Source organism: Thiomonas islandica (genome assembly GCF_055383445.1).
The window spans coordinates 136693-153267 of sequence record NZ_AP042391.1; the positions used below are offsets into that span (position 1 = coordinate 136693).

The 16575-nt window shown below is 64.5% G+C and carries 19 protein-coding genes; 11 read left to right on the forward strand and 8 right to left on the reverse strand.

Features of this window, described 5'->3' with window-relative positions:
- Window positions 1-2: 2 nt before the first annotated feature.
- From secG to rpsO, 5 genes are all read right to left on the reverse strand, one after another.
- A complete protein-coding gene (secG, locus tag ACZ47F_RS00655; protein WP_464925388.1) occupies window positions 3-416 on the reverse strand; it encodes a preprotein translocase subunit SecG in 414 nt (137 codons plus the stop codon).
- A 68-nt stretch (window positions 417-484) separates the two neighbouring features.
- Window positions 485-1228, reverse strand: a complete 744-nt coding sequence (gene tpiA / locus ACZ47F_RS00660; RefSeq protein ID WP_464925389.1) for a triose-phosphate isomerase — start codon at window positions 1226-1228, stop codon at window positions 485-487.
- A gap of 43 nt (window positions 1229-1271) precedes the next feature.
- The gene (locus tag ACZ47F_RS00665; protein WP_464925390.1) at window positions 1272-2249 is read right to left on the reverse strand and encodes an NAD(P)H-quinone oxidoreductase; all 978 of its coding nucleotides are present in this window, start codon (window positions 2247-2249) and stop codon (window positions 1272-1274) included.
- A 22-nt stretch (window positions 2250-2271) separates the two neighbouring features.
- A complete protein-coding gene (gene pnp, locus ACZ47F_RS00670; protein ID WP_464925391.1) occupies window positions 2272-4413 on the reverse strand; it encodes a polyribonucleotide nucleotidyltransferase in 2142 nt (713 codons plus the stop codon).
- A 243-nt stretch (window positions 4414-4656) separates the two neighbouring features.
- Window positions 4657-4926, reverse strand: a complete 270-nt coding sequence (gene rpsO, locus ACZ47F_RS00675; RefSeq protein ID WP_464925392.1) for a 30S ribosomal protein S15 — start codon at window positions 4924-4926, stop codon at window positions 4657-4659.
- 189 nt (window positions 4927-5115) lie between these two features.
- Between rpsO and ACZ47F_RS00680 the strand changes: the two genes are divergently transcribed.
- Together ACZ47F_RS00680 and ACZ47F_RS00685 are read left to right on the forward strand one after the other, a co-directional pair.
- The gene (locus tag ACZ47F_RS00680) at window positions 5116-5574 is read left to right on the forward strand and encodes an Hsp20/alpha crystallin family protein (protein WP_464925393.1); all 459 of its coding nucleotides are present in this window, start codon (window positions 5116-5118) and stop codon (window positions 5572-5574) included.
- A gap of 165 nt (window positions 5575-5739) precedes the next feature.
- Entirely contained in the window at window positions 5740-6507 is a 768-nt protein-coding gene (locus tag ACZ47F_RS00685; RefSeq protein WP_464925394.1) for a metallophosphoesterase, read from the forward strand.
- Here ACZ47F_RS00685 and tsaD read toward each other — a convergent pair.
- A complete protein-coding gene (tsaD, locus tag ACZ47F_RS00690) occupies window positions 6504-7532 on the reverse strand; it encodes a tRNA (adenosine(37)-N6)-threonylcarbamoyltransferase complex transferase subunit TsaD (protein ID WP_464925395.1) in 1029 nt (342 codons plus the stop codon). The two genes, ACZ47F_RS00685 and tsaD, sit on opposite strands and share 4 nt — an antisense overlap.
- Here tsaD and ACZ47F_RS00695 point away from each other — a divergent pair.
- The 9 genes from ACZ47F_RS00695 to ftsB all read left to right on the forward strand — a co-directional run bounded on the left by ACZ47F_RS00695 (window position 7531) and on the right by ftsB (window position 15084).
- A complete protein-coding gene (locus ACZ47F_RS00695; RefSeq protein WP_464925396.1) occupies window positions 7531-8736 on the forward strand; it encodes a BaiN/RdsA family NAD(P)/FAD-dependent oxidoreductase in 1206 nt (401 codons plus the stop codon). The two genes, tsaD and ACZ47F_RS00695, sit on opposite strands and share 2 nt — an antisense overlap.
- Window positions 8737-8913: 177 nt before the next feature.
- On the forward strand, window positions 8914-9126 hold the full coding sequence (rpsU, locus tag ACZ47F_RS00700) for a 30S ribosomal protein S21 (RefSeq protein ID WP_464925397.1): 213 nt from the start codon (window positions 8914-8916) through the stop codon (window positions 9124-9126).
- A 102-nt stretch (window positions 9127-9228) separates the two neighbouring features.
- Complete coding sequence (locus ACZ47F_RS00705; RefSeq protein ID WP_464925398.1) at window positions 9229-9678, forward strand: GatB/YqeY domain-containing protein; 450 nt, start codon at window positions 9229-9231, stop codon at window positions 9676-9678.
- 6 nt (window positions 9679-9684) lie between these two features.
- Window positions 9685-10536, forward strand: coding sequence for an alpha/beta fold hydrolase (locus ACZ47F_RS00710; protein ID WP_464925399.1), 852 nt, complete (start codon window positions 9685-9687; stop codon window positions 10534-10536).
- 28 nt (window positions 10537-10564) lie between these two features.
- Window positions 10565-12214 carry a CTP synthase gene (locus tag ACZ47F_RS00715; RefSeq protein ID WP_464925400.1) on the forward strand — a complete coding sequence of 550 codons (1650 nt, stop codon included), beginning with the start codon at window positions 10565-10567 and terminating at the stop codon, window positions 12212-12214.
- A gap of 15 nt (window positions 12215-12229) precedes the next feature.
- On the forward strand, window positions 12230-13096 hold the full coding sequence (kdsA, locus tag ACZ47F_RS00720; protein WP_464925401.1) for a 3-deoxy-8-phosphooctulonate synthase: 867 nt from the start codon (window positions 12230-12232) through the stop codon (window positions 13094-13096).
- A 7-nt stretch (window positions 13097-13103) separates the two neighbouring features.
- Window positions 13104-13391, forward strand: a complete 288-nt coding sequence (locus tag ACZ47F_RS00725; protein WP_464925402.1) for a DUF1330 domain-containing protein — start codon at window positions 13104-13106, stop codon at window positions 13389-13391.
- A gap of 54 nt (window positions 13392-13445) precedes the next feature.
- Complete coding sequence (gene eno, locus ACZ47F_RS00730; protein WP_464925403.1) at window positions 13446-14729, forward strand: phosphopyruvate hydratase; 1284 nt, start codon at window positions 13446-13448, stop codon at window positions 14727-14729.
- A gap of 25 nt (window positions 14730-14754) precedes the next feature.
- Window positions 14755-15084 (forward strand): cell division protein FtsB, encoded by a 330-nt coding sequence (gene ftsB, locus ACZ47F_RS00735; protein ID WP_464925404.1) that lies wholly within the window; start codon window positions 14755-14757, stop codon window positions 15082-15084.
- A gap of 3 nt (window positions 15085-15087) precedes the next feature.
- On the opposite strand, the gene hslO is transcribed toward ftsB, so the two are convergent.
- Together hslO and ACZ47F_RS00745 are read right to left on the reverse strand one after the other, a co-directional pair.
- On the reverse strand, window positions 15088-16029 hold the full coding sequence (hslO, locus tag ACZ47F_RS00740) for an Hsp33 family molecular chaperone HslO (protein WP_464925405.1): 942 nt from the start codon (window positions 16027-16029) through the stop codon (window positions 15088-15090).
- Complete coding sequence (locus ACZ47F_RS00745; RefSeq protein WP_464925406.1) at window positions 16026-16553, reverse strand: gamma carbonic anhydrase family protein; 528 nt, start codon at window positions 16551-16553, stop codon at window positions 16026-16028. The genes hslO and ACZ47F_RS00745 overlap by 4 nt, the downstream gene beginning before the upstream one ends.
- Window positions 16554-16575: the final 22 nt, after the last annotated feature.

The window sequence follows — 16575 nt, forward strand, 5'->3', positions numbered from 1 at the left end:
ATTCATTTTGTACTGGATACGCTGGGCTTGGGGCCAGAGGCTGGCTGCGGCGCAACGGGCGCAGCAGGAACTGTAGGAATCTGGCTGATCGGACCACTAGGTTTGACGGGCGCGGCCACCGACGCCGCCGGCGCTGGCGCGGCAAGCTTTTCCATCAGCCCACCGTCGCCCGAGCCGGCGCGGTTACCGAAGTAGGCCATCATCAACGTGGTGGCAAAGAACAGCGTGGCTGCCACGGCGGTGCTGCGGCTGAGGAAATTGGCCGATCCGGTCGCGCCGAACAGGCTGCCAGATGCACCGGAGCCGAATGACGCCCCCATATCGGCACCCTTGCCATGCTGCATCAGCACCAGAACGATCATCACGAGTGCAGACAGAATCTGCACCACCAGGGTCAAGGTCATCAGGATTTGCATGTCAAACTCGATCGCGCCGCCAGGCGCGTGTCACAACATCAAAACAACTGGGCCAGCCGCGCGGCATGTCAGCGTGCCGCGGCTATGATGGCAAGAAAGTCGGCGGCCTTGAGCGATGCACCGCCGATGAGGCCGCCATCAATGTCCGGCTGGGCAAACAGCACCGCGGCATTGTCGGGTTTGACGCTGCCGCCGTACAGAATGCGCACGTCGTCGGCCGCAGGGTGGACACTGCGCAAATGCGCGCGCAACACTGCGTGCACCTCCTGCGCCTGCTCCGGCGTTGCAGTGCGACCGGTGCCGATCGCCCAGACCGGCTCGTATGCAACGACGATGCGCCGGGTCTGATCGCCCAGCAGGTGGGTCACGGCCTGCAGCTGGCGCAGCACCACGGTGGAAGTCTCGCCGGCCTCCCGCTGCTCCAGGGTCTCCCCGACGCAGACGATCGGTGTCATGCCCGCTTCGAGCACGCGCTCGGCCTTGGCCGCGACCTGCACATCGGATTCATGGTGATCGGCACGGCGCTCGGAGTGACCGACGATGACATACCGGCAACCGAATTCCTGCAGCATGCCGACCGCGACTTCGCCGGTATGCGCACCGCTGAGATGCATCGAGCAATCCTGCGCACCGAGCGCAACCGGACTGGACTGCAGCAATTGCTGCACCTGAAACAGATAGGGATAGGGCACGCAGACCGCTACCTCGCAGCGCGCGGCGGCAACCCCGGCGAGGACATCCCCCAGCAACGCGGCATTTCCAGCCAGGCTGCCGTGCATTTTCCAGTTACCGGCTACGAACTGCTGACGCATTGTCATTTCTCCCCTGTCATGTCGTTTGATCTGGTCTCGAGAATCAATCCCAGCGCAACACCAGCTTACCGATGTGCCGGCCCTGCTCCATGCGCTGATGCGCCTGCACGATCTGCTCCGCGGCGAAAACGGTGTCGATGACGGGTCGCACACGGCCCTGTTCGATCCACGGCCAGACCATCTCGCGCAGGGCGCGCGCCACGGCGGACTTGAATGCCACGCTGCGGTTGCGCAAGGTCGATCCAGACAGCGTCTGCCGCTTGCGCATCAGCAGTGCGGCGTCGATTTCGGCGTGCACCCCACCCTGCGCCGCAATGACCACCAAGCGCCCGTCCTCGGCCAGGCAACGCTGTTCGCGGGCGATGTAGCCGCCGGCCACCATGTCGAGCACCACGTCGACGCCCCGCGACGTGTGCTGCAACACCGCCTCGACAAAGTCTTGCTCGCGGTAGTTGATCACCAATTCCACGCCGAGACGCAGGCAGGCCGCGCATTTTTCAGCCGAACCCGCGGTAGCGATGACCCGCGCGCCGGCGGCAATGGCCAACTGGATGGCCGTGGTACCGATGCCGCTACTGCCCCCCTGCACCAACAGGGTTTGACCGGCCTGCAACTGACCACGCTCGAACACGTTGTGCCAGACGGTGAACAGAGTCTCGGGCAAGGCGGCGCCCTCTTCCACGGTCAGGCCGGCCGGCAAGGGCAGGCACTGCCCGGTGGGCGCTACGCAATACTCAGCATAGCCACCGCCGGCCAGCAGCGCGCAGACCATTTGCCCCGGCTGAAAATCGGTGCCGCTCAGATCGCCAGAGACGATCTCGCCGCACACCTCCAACCCCGGGATGTCGGACGCGCCCGGCGGCGGCGGATACAGGCCGCGACGTTGCAGCAGGTCGGGACGGTTGACACCGAACGCCCGTACCCGCAGCAGCACCTCACCCGCACCGGGCTGCGGCATCGGCCGCGTGCACAGGCACAGCACCTCGGGGCCGCCGGGCTGGGAGATTTCGATGGCGCGCATCGGACGACAGGCGTGCTTTGCCTCAGGCCCCGGGCTCGGGGTCGGCTTGCGCGGTCGCGGGCTGGACTGCATCGCCCGCATCTGACAGCAGCGCCTTGATCGACAGACGGAAGCGCCCCTTGTCGTCGGTTTCGATCACCTTGACCCGTACCTTCTGGCCCTCTTGCAGGTAATCGCTCACCTTGTTGATGCGTTCGTTGGCGATCTGCGAGATGTGCAGCAGACCGTCCTTGCCGGGCAGCACATTGACCAGTGCGCCGAAATCGAGAATTTTCACCACCGTGCCGTCGTATACCTGCCCGACCTCGACCTCGGCCGTGATGTCCAGAATGCGCTGGCGGGCGATTTCCGCCTTGGCTGCGTCGGTCGAGGCAATGGTGATGGTGCCATCCTCTGCGATGTCGATCTGCGTGCCGGTTTCCTCGGTGAGCGCGCGGATGGTCGCGCCCCCCTTGCCGATCACGTCGCGGATACGCTCGGGATTGATCTTGAGGGTGTATAGACGCGGCGCGAACAGCGACACCTCCTCACGGGCTCCGCCCACTGCCTGCTGCATGATGCCCAGGATGTGCAGCCGCGCCTCACGCGCCTGCGCCAGCGCCACCTGCATGATTTCGCGGGTGATGCCCTGGATTTTGATGTCCATCTGCAGCGCGGTCACGCCGGTGGCGGTCCCGGCGACCTTGAAGTCCATGTCGCCGAGATGATCCTCGTCTCCGAGAATATCGGTGAGCACCGCAAAGCGGTTGCCTTCCTTGATCAGCCCCATCGCAATGCCCGCCACATGCGCCTTGAGCGGCACGCCCGCGTCGAGCAGCGCCAGACAGCCACCGCACACCGAGGCCATCGACGACGAGCCGTTGGACTCGGTGACCTCGGAAACCACGCGCATGGTATAGGCGAAATCTTCCTTGCTCGGCAACACCGCCAGCAGCGCACGCTTGGCCAGGCGCCCGTGGCCGATTTCGCGCCGCTTGGGGCTGCCCACGCGCCCGGTCTCCCCGGTGGCGAACGGGGGCATGTTGTAGTGCAGCAGGAAACGGTCGCGATACTCGCCGCCCAGCGCGTCGATGATCTGCGCGTCCTGGTCGGTGCCCAGTGTGGCCACCGCCAGCACCTGCGTCTCACCACGGGTGAACAGCGCGCTGCCGTGGGTGCGCGGCAGCACCGAGGGCCGGATGCTGATCGGCCGCACCGTGCGGGTGTCGCGCCCATCGATGCGTGGCTCGCCGGCAAGAATCTGGTCGCGCACGATGCGCGCTTCCATGTCGAACAGAATGCCGTCCACCTTGGCGGCATCAACCTCGATACCTGCTTCGGCAAGGCCGGCGTGTGCCTTGGCCGAGACCTCTCGCAGCGCCTGGGTGCGTGCCTGCTTTTGCGTGATCTTGTATGCCGCACGCAGATCATCACCGACCAGCGCCTGCAGGCGGTCGATCAATGCCTGATCCTTTTCCGGCGGCGTCCAGTCCCATGCGGGCTTGCCACCGTCGCGCACCAGCTCGTGAATCGCATCGATCGCCGTCTGGAACTGCGCATGTCCGAACATGACCGCCTCGAGCATCACATCCTCGGGCAGTTGATCGGCCTCGCTCTCGACCATCAGCACAGCGGCCTCAGTGCCGGCAACCACCAGATCGAGCCGGCTGTTGGCCAGTTCGCTGCGGCTGGGGTTGAGCACGAACTCGCCGTTGATATGTCCCACGCGGGCCGCGCCCACCGGGCCGTTGAACGGCAGGCCGGAGACGGCCAGCGCAGCGCTCGAGGCAAGCAGCGCCGGAATATCGGCATCCACATCCGGGTTGACCGACAGCACATGCACCACCACCTGCACTTCGTTGAAAAACCCTTCGGGAAACAGCGGGCGGATCGGGCGGTCGATCAGGCGGGAAATCAGCGTCTCGTTTTCGCTCGGGCGGCCTTCACGCCTGAAAAAGCCACCGGGAATGCGGCCGGCGGCGTAGGTCTTCTCGATATAGTCGACCGTGAGCGGAAAAAAGTCCTGCCCGGGCTTGGCGCTGCGCGCGCCCACCACGGTGGCGAGCACCACGGTGTCATCCATATTGAGCAGCACCGCGCCGCTGGCCTGGCGCGCGATCTCGCCGGTTTCCATCGTGACTTGATGGCGCCCCCACTGGAAGCTCTTGACGACTTTGTTGAACATGACAGACTCCTTGTCAGGACGCGCCGGTCGCACTGCGCCGCTGGGCCGGGTTTTCGGCACAGCGCGCAGCGCGGGCGTATCCGTTGAAAAATCCGGCGGAGTGATGCCATTCCAGCGACACTCGGAACGGCCGAGGCGCCGGTGGAATGACACGGGTCACACCGCCCACTGAAAACACTGTAGAGAAACACAAAAAACGCCTGTGCCGAAAAACCATCACAGGCGTCGTTCCCACACAGCTGCTTACTTGCGCAGGTTGAGCTTGTTGATCAGGTCGCGGTAGCGATCCACGTCCTTGTTCTTCAGGTAGTCGAGCAGTTTGCGACGACGGCTCACCATCTTGAGCAGACCACGGCGACCATGATGGTCCTTGGCATGGATTTTGAAGTGGTCGGTGAGTTCGTTGATGCGCGCCGTCAGCAGCGCCACCTGAACCTCGGTCGAACCGGTATCCCGGGTGCTGCGGGCGTGCGCAGCGACGATTTGCGCCTTGTTGATATCCGTGACAGACATGGTCAGTTTCCTATGAAAAACTCGCGAACGCAGAAGAAACCGTTCCGCGCCGTGAAGGGTCAAAACACTACATTGTAGCCACAGCGCGACCGAATCGATGCGCGCCCCATCGCCATCTTGAAAACCGGACGATTGGCGGCATATCGATGGTATCGGGGCATCGCCCCCTATTCACACAGGAGGATCATCATGGCTTATTCGATCACAACCCCTTCCAACCGCGTTTCTCTCTACAGCAGCGGGCTGGAGCCTCTGTTCGGTCGGCTGTTCGACCAAGCGTTCCGCGACTTCTTCGCCGTTGCCGACGGCAATGAGCAGTCGCTGAAAAAACTCGCCATGGACGTGTCGGAAACCGACAACGGCTATGTGGTGCATGCCGATCTGCCCGGCGTCGACAAATCGGCGGTGAAGATCCAAATCGACGGCGCCCGCGTGACCATTTCGGCCGAAACCAAGAAAGAGGACGAGAAGACTGAAGGTGGCAAGGTGATCTACCGCGAACGCAGCGCCAGCCAGTTCTACCGCTCGTTTGAGCTGCCGGCCGAACTTGACCCGGCTGCAGCGCAGGCCAAGCTCGAAAACGGTGTGCTGACACTGACCCTGCCACGCAAAGCGCAGGCCACTGCGCAGCAGATCACGGTCGAGTGATCGCCCTCGGCGCGGCGCTGTGCGGCCGCGCCGGTTGGCGCACGTGCGGGCTGCGCGTGCGAATTAATTCACACTCGCGCCGAGTCCGTGCATCTGCGCTGCAACAGCGCGGTCGAAGCGGTTTACAGTGTCCCGGTACCACTCGAACCGCTCCACGACCGCGCCATGCGCATCCAGCTTCTGTCCGACTTGCACCTCGAAACCGAGACCTTCCAGCCTGAGGCGGCACCTAACGCCGACCTGCTCGTCCTGGCCGGCGATATCGATGCCCACCACACCCGACTCGACCTGTTTCGCGACTGGCCCGTGCCGGTGATCTACGTGCCGGGCAACCATGAGCACGACCACAGAGATTTCGACCAAGCGCGCGACGCGCTGCGCGAACGCTGCGAGCGGCTGGGTTTCACCATGCTCGACTGCGAGCAAACGCGCATCACGCATGCAGGTCGCACCATCCGCGTGTTGGGCACCACGCTGTGGAACGACTTCGAGTTGTTCGGAGCCGAGGGGGTCGATCGCTGCATGCGCGCAGCGCGCTACTTTGCCGAGCAGGTACAACGTGCCACGCGGCACGGCAAGCCCATGGGCGTGGCTGAACTGCGGGAGGAAGGTCTGCGTTGCCGGGAGTGGCTGCGCGACCAACTCACCAACCCGGCGCATCGCGCGCCGCAGCATGATGCCACGCTGGTCATCACCCATTTCGCGCCCAGTCTGCGCAGCAACGACCCGCGCTACCCGCTCAACGCCTCCACCGCGAGCTTCTGCAATGCCTACGACGACCTGATCGAACACGCCTCACTGTGGCTGCACGGCCACCTGCATTGCCGGCACGACTACCGCGTCGGCTCGGCAAGGGTAGTGTGCAACGCCCGCGGCCTGGCGAGCAAAGGCGAGGACAGCGATTTCCAGCCGCAAGGGGTCTGGGAAATTTAGATCGCACCGATCTGAGTCAGGTCCCAGCGCGGCAGCACGTCGAATGGCCCGGCAGCGTGCGCCGCCTCTGGGCGGGCCTGCAGGCGCAGTGCGCCAGCCAGAGCGATCATCGCGCCGTTGTCGGTGCACCATTGCAGTTCCGGAAAGAACAGTTGCACGCCCCGCCCGGACAATTGCGCCGCGAGCTTTTCCCGCAGTTGGCGGTTCGCACCCACGCCCCCTGCGATGACCACGCGCTCGCGCCGCGTAAGCTGCTGCGCGCGCAAGGTCTTGTGGGCCAGCACGTCGGTGATCGCGTCTTGAGCCGCCGCCGCCAAATCGGCGCGACTTTGTTCGCAGACATGGGCACCAAGCGCGCGCACCTTGGTCAACACCGCGGTTTTCAGCCCGGAGAAAGAAAAATCCAGGTCCGGGCTGTGCATCTTGGGGCGCGGCAAGTCAAATGCCTGGGGATTGCCGAATGCCGCCAGACGTGCGAGCTCCGGCCCACCGGGGTAGCCCAGCCCGAGTAGCTTGGCGGATTTGTCAAAAGCCTCCCCGGCAGCATCATCCACCGTTTCGCCCAGCAGGGTGTAGTGGCCAAAGGCCTGCACGTCGAGCAGCATGGTATGACCGCCAGACACCAGCAGCGCCAGAAAGGGAAAGGACGGCGGCTGATTGGATAGCAGCGGCGACAGCAAATGCCCTTCCAGATGATGCACGCCGATCAGCGGCTTGCCCAGCGCCAGACCCAGCGCCGAGGCCATCCCGGCGCCGACGAGCAGCGCCCCGGCAAGCCCAGGGCCGCGGGTGTAGGCGATCGCATCGAGATCGCGCAGGCGCACTTGCGCTTGCCGCAGCACCAAATCGGTCAGCGGCAGCAGGCGGCGAATATGGTCGCGCGAGGCCAGCTCGGGTACGACACCCCCATAAGCCTGGTGCATATCCACCTGCGAATGCAGCGCATGGCCAAGCAGACCCGCTTCGGTGTCGTACAGTGCGGCGGCGGTTTCATCGCACGACGTTTCGATTCCAAGAACCAGCATGTCCAGCAGTCTAGCCCCGCGTACAGAACCGCAACGCTTCGACGTCATCGTGCTGGGCGCCGGCGCAGCCGGCCTGCTGTGCGCCTCGATGGCCGGCCAGCGCGGACGGCGCGTGCTGCTGCTCGATCACTGGCCGAAGATTGCGGAAAAAATTCGCATTTCAGGCGGAGGCCGGTGCAATTTCACCAATCTGCATACCCGGCCTGAGAATTTTCTGTCCGACAACCCGCACTTCTGCAAATCGGCGCTGTCGCGCTACGGTCCGCAGGACATCATCGATTTGCTGAAAAAACATCGCATCGGCTTTCACGAAAAGCACAAAGGCCAGCTGTTTTGCAACGACTCCGCCGAACGGCTCATCGCCGCGCTGCTCAACGAGTGTGCCGTCGGCGCAGTGACGCACTGGCAGCCCTGTCCCGTGGAGACGGTCGAGGCCGCCTCGCCAGGGTTTCGGCTGCGCACGAGCAGGGGCTGGGTCATCGCTGATGCGCTGGTGGTCGCCACCGGCGGGCTGTCGATCCCGCAGATCGGCGCCACGCCCCTAGGTTACCGGATTGCCGAGCAGTTCGGGCTGGCGGTCGTGCCACCCCGGCCAGCGCTCGTGCCGCTGGCGTTCGATCCGGCACAATGGGCGCCATTTGCCGAGCTCAGCGGCGTCTCGATCGAGGTCGACATCCGGGTGAACGGCGCGCGTTTTCGCGAAGACCTGCTGTTCACCCATCGCGGTCTGAGCGGCCCAGCCATTCTGCAGGCTTCCAGCTACTGGCAGCCAGGACAGGCGCTCCACATCGACTTGCTGCACCAGTTGGAGCAGTCCGCTTGGCTTCAGGCCAAGCGCGGCAATCGTCGCACCCTCGCCGGCGAGCTTGCCCTGCACATGCCGCAGCGTCTGGCGCAGGTGCTCGCCGCACAGACAGCGCGGGCCCACTGCCGCATGGCCGACTTCAGCGACAGTACGCTGCGCGCGCTCTGGCAGCAATGGCACGACTGGCAGACGCGCCCCAGCGGCACGCTGGGCTGGCGCAAGGCCGAGGTGACCGCAGGCGGCGTAGACACAGCGGCGTTGTCATCCACGACCATGATGGCGCGAAAGGTTCCGGGGCTGTATTTCATCGGCGAGGTGGTCGACGTCACTGGCTGGTTGGGCGGCTACAACTTCCAGTGGGCCTGGAGTTCGGCCGCCGCCTGCGCGCGGGCGCTTTGATGGAAGAAGCGTTTGTCGTCAGCACGCCGTGTGCGTATAATTGCAAGGTTTACACCGGCGCGGCGGCACCGGAGCCAGATGCCACCGCAGGAACCATAGCACAGGCCCGGGCAAAGCCGAGGGCTTTATCTGCCCAGACGCCGCCCAAACCTGTCTTTCTTCGATTCAAGCTCATCAATGACCACCGTCCGTATCAAAGAAAACGAACCTTTCGACGTTGCCCTGCGGCGCTTCAAGCGCACCATCGAAAAGCTTGGGCTGCTGACTGAACTGCGCGCCCGCGAGTTTTATGAGAAGCCCACTGCCGAACGCAAGCGCAAAAAGGCCGCGGCGGTCAAGCGCCACTACAAGCGCATCCGCAGCCAAATGCTGCCCGAGCGCAAGTACTGAAACCCGACGTTTGCGTTCCGCGGCGGGCGGTCGACCCAGCGCCTGCAGCGCAACCCGCCGAAGCCAGCCCGCCCTCGACGCGGGCTTTTTTGCATTGTTGCCATGACTCTCAAAGACCGCATTCAGGACGACATGAAGGCTGCCATGCGCGCCAAGGACGCTGCGCTGCTGGGCGCCATCCGGCTGCTGATGGCAGCGATGAAGCAAAAGGAAGTGGACGAGCGCATCACGCTGGACGATGCCGCAGTGATCGCCATCATCGACAAGATGATCAAGCAGCGCCGCGATGCCATTGCCCAGTTCGCGCCTGCCGGGCGGCAGGATCTGGTGGACAAGGAGACGGCCGAAATCGCCGTGCTCGAACGCTACCTGCCAGAGCGTCTGGATGCCGAGGCGATCGACGTCGAAATCCGCGCACTGATGGCGCAGACCGGCGCCAGTAGCCCGCAGGATCTGGGCAAACTCATGGGGCCGCTCAAGGCCCGGCTGGCCGGCCGTGCCGACATGAGTCTGGCCGCGGCGCGCGCCAAGGCCCTTCTGGCCGGCGCCTGACCCGGTGTGAGCGTGTCCGCTCATACTGGACAGCGACCGCTGCTGGTGTTTTCGCACGCCAACGGCTTTCCTGCGCCGGTCTATCGCAAGCTGTTCAATGTGCTAGAGCCGGCGTTCCGGGTGCGCGCCGTGCACCGCTTCGGCCATGATGCGCGCTATCCCGTGCGTGATGGCTGGCGACCGCTGGCGCAGCAGTTGATCGACTTTCTGCGCGGCGAGTGCCAGTGCGAGCCGGCCGTGCTGGTCGGACATTCGCTGGGCGGCTACCTCAGCCTGATGGCCGCGCAAGCCCACCCCGAGTTGGCGCGGCAGGTCATCCTGCTCGATTCGCCGGTGGTCGCTGGCTGGCGTGCACGGCTGCTATGGCTGTCCAAGCGCACCGGGCTGGGCGAGCGGTTTTCGCCTGCCGCTGTAGCCAGGCGGCGGCGAACCGAATGGCCGGATCTCGCCGCGGTGCACAGCCACTTCGCATCCAAGGCTGCGTTCCGGCAGTGGGATCCAGAGATGCTGGAGGACTACGCCCGGTTCGGCACGGCCGAAAGCCCCCGGGGCCGCACGCTGGCGTTCGAGCGGGAGATTGAATACCGTATCTATAAAACCCTGCCGCACCAGCTCGGCAAGCTTTCGCGCAAGCCCTTCCCCGTTCCGGTGAGTTTCATCGGCGGCAGATCGTCGCGCGAAATTCGCATGGCGGGTCTGCAGGCCACGCAGCGCCTGGCGCAGGGGCGGCTGCATTGGCTCGACGGTTCGCACCTGTTTCCATTCGAGGCACCACAGCAGACCGCGCGCTTGATCGAACAGGTTTTCGCCGAGGCCGAGGGTATGTGTCATCGGGAACACCAAACTGGCTCCCTATAATGCCCTTTTACCGGCACTCGTCGCGGCCATGACCAAATATGTGTTCGTCACCGGCGGAGTGGTGTCCAGCCTTGGCAAGGGCATCTCGTCCGCATCTCTCGCCGCGATTCTCGAATCGCGCGGCCTCAAAGTCACCCTCATCAAGCTCGATCCCTACATCAATGTCGATCCGGGAACGATGAGCCCGTTTCAGCACGGCGAAGTCTTCGTCACCGAAGACGGTGCCGAGACCGATCTGGATCTGGGGCACTACGAGCGTTTTATCACCACCCGCATGCGGCGGGTGAACAACTTCACCACCGGCCAGATTTACGACAGCGTGTTGCGCAAGGAGCGACGCGGAGAATACCTTGGCAAGACGGTGCAGGTGATTCCGCACATCACCAACGAAATCCAGGACTTCATCCGCCGCGGCGCAGGCGACGGCACGGCCGAGGCGGTAGATGTAGCCATTGTCGAGATCGGCGGCACCGTGGGCGACATCGAATCGCTGCCGTTTCTCGAAGCCGCGCGGCAGATGAGCCTGCGCATGAAGCGAGGCGATTGCGCTTTCGTCCACCTCACCCTGGTGCCTTACATTCCAGCTGCGGGCGAGCTCAAGACCAAGCCCACACAGCACAGTGTGCAAAAGCTGCGCGAGATCGGCATCTCGCCCGACGCGCTGCTGTGCCGAGCCGACCGGCCGATTCCAGACGACGAGCGCGCCAAGATCTCGCTGTTCTCCAACGTGCACGAGGACGCTGTGATCTCGGTATGGGACGTGGACACCATCTACAAAATCCCTCAGATGCTGCATCAGCAGCACCTGGACGACATCATTTGCGACAAACTGGGCATCAGCGCCCCGCCGGCCAACCTGAAGGTCTGGGACGATCTGGTCCAGGCGCTCGAGCATCCGCAGCACACCGTGCGCATCGCGATGGTCGGCAAGTATCTCGATCTGTCCGACTCCTACAAATCGCTCATCGAGGCACTGCGCCATGCCGGCATCAAGACCGGCTCGCGCGTGGAGATCGGCCCTCTCGACTCGGAAACCCTCGACCCGAGCAACATTGCCCAGCTCGACGCATTTGATGCCGTGCTCGTGCCCGGCGGCTTTGGTAAGCGCGGCATCGAGGGCAAGATTCTGGCGGCGCAGTACGCGCGCGAGCATCGCATCCCCTACCTGGGCATCTGCCTGGGTATGCAGGTGGCGACCATCGAATTCGCCCGCCATGTAGCCGGTCTACCGCAGGCCAACAGCACCGAGTTCGACCCCGATACCCCGCACCCGGTCATCGCGCTGATCGACGAGTGGCAGGACCGCGACGGCACCATCCAGAGGCGCCATGCCGGCTCCGACCTAGGCGGCACCATGCGCCTGGGCGCGCAAAGTGCCGACGTCAAACCCGGCACCCTGGCGCACAGCATCTACGGCAATGTGGTCACCGAGCGTCACCGCCATCGCTACGAGGCCAACGAGCATTACCTCGCCACCCTGCAAAAGGCCGGGCTGGTGATCTCGGCCATCACCCAGCGCGAGCATCTGACCGAAATCATCGAGCTGCCGCAATCGGTCCATCCCTGGTTCATCGGGGTACAGTTTCACCCCGAGTTCAAGTCCACGCCCTGGGGCGGTCATCCGCTGTTCACCGCCTTCATCCAGGCCGCGCTGCAGCGGCATGAACACCGCGCCTGAGCGCCGCACGACACCATGCCCACACCCCAGACGCTCTGCGGCTTTCCGGTCGGCCTCGACCAGCCGTTCTTTCTCATCAGCGGCCCCTGTGTGGTCGAGTCCGAACAGTTGCAGATGGACGTGGCCGGACAGTTGCGCGACATCTGCCGCTCGCTCGACATCCCGTTCATTTTCAAGTCGAGCTACGACAAGGCTAACCGCTCCAGCGGCAGCGCGTTTCGCGGCCCCGGCATGGAGCGTGGGCTGGAGATTCTCGCCAAGGTGCGCCGCGAACTGGGCGTGCCCGTACTTACCGATGTGCACACCGCCGAAGAAGCGCCCCGCGTGTCCGAGGTGGTGGATGTGCTGCAGACCCCAGCTTTCCTGTGCCGCCAGACCGACTTCATCCACGCGGTCAGCAGCCTGGGCAAGCCGGTCAACATCAAAAAGGGCCAGTTTCTCGCCCCCGGCGACATGAAAAACGTCATCGCCAAGGCACGCGCAGCCGCACAGCAGGCCGGGCACCCGGACACGCTTTTTCTGGCCTGCGAACGCGGTGTGACCTTTGGCTACAACAATCTGGTGTCGGACATGCGCGCGCTGGCCATCCTGCGCGAGACGCAAAGTCCGGTGGTGTTCGACGCCACCCACTCGGTGCAGCTGCCAGGGGGACAGGGCACGCATTCTGGCGGACAGCGCGAGTTCGTTCCCGTGCTTGCCCGCGCCGCGGTGGCGGCTGGCGTGTCGGGGGTGTTCATGGAAACCCACCCCGACCCGGCCAACGCGCTGAGTGACGGCCCCAACGCGGTGCCGTTGCACCACATGCGCGCGCTGCTCGAAAGCCTCAAAGACATCGATGCTGCGGTCAAGCGCCGCGGCTTTCTCGAAACCCGCTTCAACTAAACAGAACATGAGCGCCTACATCATCGCCCAGGTCGACGTGACCGACCCAGAGCAATACGCGCAGTACAAGGAGTTGTCCTCGCAGGCCATCGCCGCGCATGGCGCCGAGGTCTGCGTGCGTGGCGGCTCGGTCGAGGTCCTCGAAGGCGACTGGGTGCCGACCCGGGTCGTCGTGCTCAGGTTTCCCGACATGGCCGCCGCGCGCGCCTTCTACGACAGCGCCGAATATCGCCGTGCACGCCAGGCACGCGCCGGCGCTGCAACCATGCGCATGATCGTTGTGCAGGGCGCGTGACGTCCGGCCGCCCATTTTTCCATTCACTACACCATTGCCCGAACAGGAGTTTTCATGAGTGCCATCGTTGACCTGACCGCCCGCGAGATTCTCGACAGCCGCGGCAACCCCACCGTCGAATGCGACGTGGTGCTGGAAACCGGATTCATCGGTCGTGCTGCAGTGCCGTCGGGTGCATCTACCGGCACGCGCGAAGCCATGGAACTGCGCGACGGCGACAAGTCGCGCTACGGCGGCAAGGGCGTGCTGCGCGCGGTGGAGCACATCAACACCGAAATCACCGAAGCGGTGATGGGCCTGGATGCCACCGAGCAGACCTTCCTGGACCAGACCCTGATCGATCTGGACGGCACGCACAACAAGTCACGCCTGGGCGCCAACGCGATTCTGGCGGTGAGCATGGCCGTGGCCAAAGCCGCAGCGGAAGAAGCCGGCATCCCCATCTACCAGTACCTCGGCGGCTTCTCGGCGCGCGAACTGCCGGTGCCGATGATGAATGTGATCAACGGCGGCGCCCACGCCAACAACAGCCTGGACATGCAGGAATTCATGATCATGCCGGTGGGCGCGCCCAACTTCCACGAGGCGCTGCGCTACGGTGCCGAGGTGTTCCATGCGCTCAAGGGCATCCTCAACGACCGCGGTATGCCCACCACGGTAGGAGATGAAGGCGGCTTTGCGCCCAACGTGGCCAACCACGAGGCGGCGCTGCAGCTCATCGTCGAGGCGATCGAAAAGGCGGGTTACCGCCCCGGCGAGCAGATTGCCATTGCGCTGGACCCCGCGTCGAGCGAGTTCTACAAAGACGGCAAATACCACCTCGAAGGCGAAGGCCTGTTGCTGTCCACCGAGGAGATGATCGACTTCTACGACAACTGGCTGGGCAAGTATCCCATCGTGTCGATCGAGGACGGCCTGGCCGAGCAAGACTGGGACGGCTGGAAGCGCCTGAATGAACGTCTGGGCAAAAAGGTGCAGCTGGTGGGCGATGATGTGTTCGTCACCAATACCTCGATCCTCAAAAACGGCATTGCAGACAGGCTAGCCAACTCCATCCTCATCAAGGTCAACCAGATCGGCACGCTGACCGAGACCTTCGCCGCCATCGAGATGGCCAAGCGCGCGGGCTGGACCGCCGTGGTGTCGCACCGTTCGGGCGAGACCGAGGACAGCATCATCGCCGACATCGCGGTGGCGACCAACGCCGGGCAGATCAAGACCGGCTCGCTGTCGCGCAGCGACCGCATCGCCAAGTACAACCAGCTGCTGCGCATCGAGGAAAACCTGGGCGAGACCGCCCGCTTCCTCGGCCGCGACGTGTTCTACAACCTGCGCTGACCACGCCGAGCCAGGCGACTGCGCCATGCGCTGGGTCACCGTCCTGCTCGTGGGTCTGCTGCTGCTGTTGCAGTGGCCATTGTGGTTTGGCGAGCGGGGTTGGTTTGCGGTGCAGCGGCTGCAAAACCAGCTGGCGCAGCAGAATCAGGCCAACCTGCGCGCGCAGCAGGACAACGACCGCCTAGCCGCCGAAGTACACGATCTGAAAACCGGCCTGGGCGGCGTGCAGGATCAGGCGCGGCGGGAAATGGGCATGGTCAAGCCCGATGAAATCTTTGTGCAGATCGTGCCGCCTGCCCGCAGCAGCAGCCAGGCCGCCGGCACGCCGAGCAAGGTCGCGTCTGCGCCGCAGTGAGTTTCAGTGGCGGCCAGGCGCCACCGGAGGCTGGGCCGCGATATCGAGAAACACCTGCGCCGCATCGATCGCATCGAAGGCGTAGCCTTGGCCGCAGAATTCGCAGCGCACATCCACCTCGCCCTGCTCAGCAAGGATGGCCTGCACCTCATCACGTCCCAGCATGCGCAGCATGCCCGCCACCCGCTCGCGCGAACAGGTGCAGTGAAACCTTGGTGACTGCGGCGCAAACACCCGCACACCCTCCTCCCAGAACAGCCGGCGCAGAATGTCCTGCGGCGCAAGCCGCAGCAGTTCTTCCTGAGTCAGCGTCGCGGCCAGATGCCGCGCGCGAACGAAATCCTCGTCGGGCTGTCCGGGTGCGCCGGCGTCAGCCTGCGGTGCCGGCATGCGCTGCAGCAGCAGGCCGCAGACCGCCTGCTCGTCGCTCGCCAGCATGAGCATCGAATCGATCTGTTCGGACTGCGCCAGATACTGCTCGAGCATGGCTGCAAGCGACGGCAGCGTTGCCCCTTGCGGATCGGTCAGTGCAACGATGCCCTGGTAGGGCTGCTGACCCGACTCCGGATTGCGCGGATCGAGGGTGATCGCGCAACGACCCTTGCCATGCAGGTTGACCAGCGCAGCCAGTTCGGTGGGCAGCACGGCGTCATCCGGCAGGTCCTCGGCCATCTTGGCCGTGGCGCGCACGCCGAAGTCAGGCTGGCATTCAGCCACCGCGAGCTTCAGAGGCCCATCGCCCTGGATCTGCAACACCAGCGCGCCGTCGAACTTGAGGCTGCCGGCCATCAGCGTGCTCGCCGCGGCCATCTGCCCGACCAAGGCGGAAATCGCCTGCGGGTAGCTGCGGCGCTTTTGCAGCTCTGCCCAGGTCGCGTCCAGGCGCACAAGCACGCCGCGCACATGACCGGAGCCGAGCATGAATTTGACAAGTTGATCGTTCATGGTTGGATGAGTTGGAGTTCTCGGGAGAAGCGCCTGGCGCGCTCGACATAGTGTTGGGTATTGGCCTGCATCGCAGCAATGTCCTGCGGCGTCAGCTCGCGCGCCACGCGCGCAGGCGCGCCAAGGATGAGCACGCCGTCCGGAAAGACCTTGCCTTCGGTCACCAACGCGCCGGCGCCGACCAGACAGTTGCGTCCGACCTGCGCACCGTTGAGAATGACCGTCTGGATGCCAATCAGGCTGCCCTCGCCGATGGTGCAGCCGTGCAGCATGGCCTGATGGCCGATGGTCACGCGCGGCCCTACGGTCAGCGGATAGCCCGGATCGGTGTGCAGCACCGATCCATCCTGCACATTGGACTCCTCGCCGATGTCGAGCGGCTCATTGTCCCCACGCAGCACCGCGCCGAACCAGACACTGCAGCGCGGCTGCAGCCGCACCCGACCTATGACATGCGCCCCAGGCGCCACATAGGCGTCTGCGGCGATCTCAGGCCGCCAGTTCGCGAATTGGTAAATTGCCATGATGCACGCCTCCAGAATGTCG

Coding starts and splice junctions, on each gene's coding strand:
- pnp (WP_464925391.1), bottom strand. CDS start 4,413: ATGTTCAACAAAGTCGTCAAGAGCTTCCAGTGGGGGCGCCATCAAGTC.
- ACZ47F_RS00695 (WP_464925396.1), top strand. CDS start 7,531: ATGTCCAGCAGTCTAGCCCCGCGTACAGAACCGCAACGCTTCGACGTC.
- ACZ47F_RS00745 (WP_464925406.1), bottom strand. CDS start 16,553: ATGGCAATTTACCAATTCGCGAACTGGCGGCCTGAGATCGCCGCAGAC.
- ACZ47F_RS00715 (WP_464925400.1), top strand. CDS start 10,565: ATGACCAAATATGTGTTCGTCACCGGCGGAGTGGTGTCCAGCCTTGGC.
- secG (WP_464925388.1), bottom strand. CDS start 416: ATGCAAATCCTGATGACCTTGACCCTGGTGGTGCAGATTCTGTCTGCA.
- hslO (WP_464925405.1), bottom strand. CDS start 16,029: ATGAACGATCAACTTGTCAAATTCATGCTCGGCTCCGGTCATGTGCGC.
- ACZ47F_RS00705 (WP_464925398.1), top strand. CDS start 9,229: ATGACTCTCAAAGACCGCATTCAGGACGACATGAAGGCTGCCATGCGC.
- ACZ47F_RS00680 (WP_464925393.1), top strand. CDS start 5,116: ATGGCTTATTCGATCACAACCCCTTCCAACCGCGTTTCTCTCTACAGC.
- ACZ47F_RS00725 (WP_464925402.1), top strand. CDS start 13,104: ATGAGCGCCTACATCATCGCCCAGGTCGACGTGACCGACCCAGAGCAA.
- tpiA (WP_464925389.1), bottom strand. CDS start 1,228: ATGCGTCAGCAGTTCGTAGCCGGTAACTGGAAAATGCACGGCAGCCTG.
- rpsO (WP_464925392.1), bottom strand. CDS start 4,926: ATGTCTGTCACGGATATCAACAAGGCGCAAATCGTCGCTGCGCACGCC.
- eno (WP_464925403.1), top strand. CDS start 13,446: ATGAGTGCCATCGTTGACCTGACCGCCCGCGAGATTCTCGACAGCCGC.
- ACZ47F_RS00665 (WP_464925390.1), bottom strand. CDS start 2,249: ATGCGCGCCATCGAAATCTCCCAGCCCGGCGGCCCCGAGGTGCTGTGC.
- tsaD (WP_464925395.1), bottom strand. CDS start 7,532: ATGCTGGTTCTTGGAATCGAAACGTCGTGCGATGAAACCGCCGCCGCA.
- ftsB (WP_464925404.1), top strand. CDS start 14,755: ATGCGCTGGGTCACCGTCCTGCTCGTGGGTCTGCTGCTGCTGTTGCAG.
- rpsU (WP_464925397.1), top strand. CDS start 8,914: ATGACCACCGTCCGTATCAAAGAAAACGAACCTTTCGACGTTGCCCTG.
- ACZ47F_RS00685 (WP_464925394.1), top strand. CDS start 5,740: ATGCGCATCCAGCTTCTGTCCGACTTGCACCTCGAAACCGAGACCTTC.
- kdsA (WP_464925401.1), top strand. CDS start 12,230: ATGCCCACACCCCAGACGCTCTGCGGCTTTCCGGTCGGCCTCGACCAG.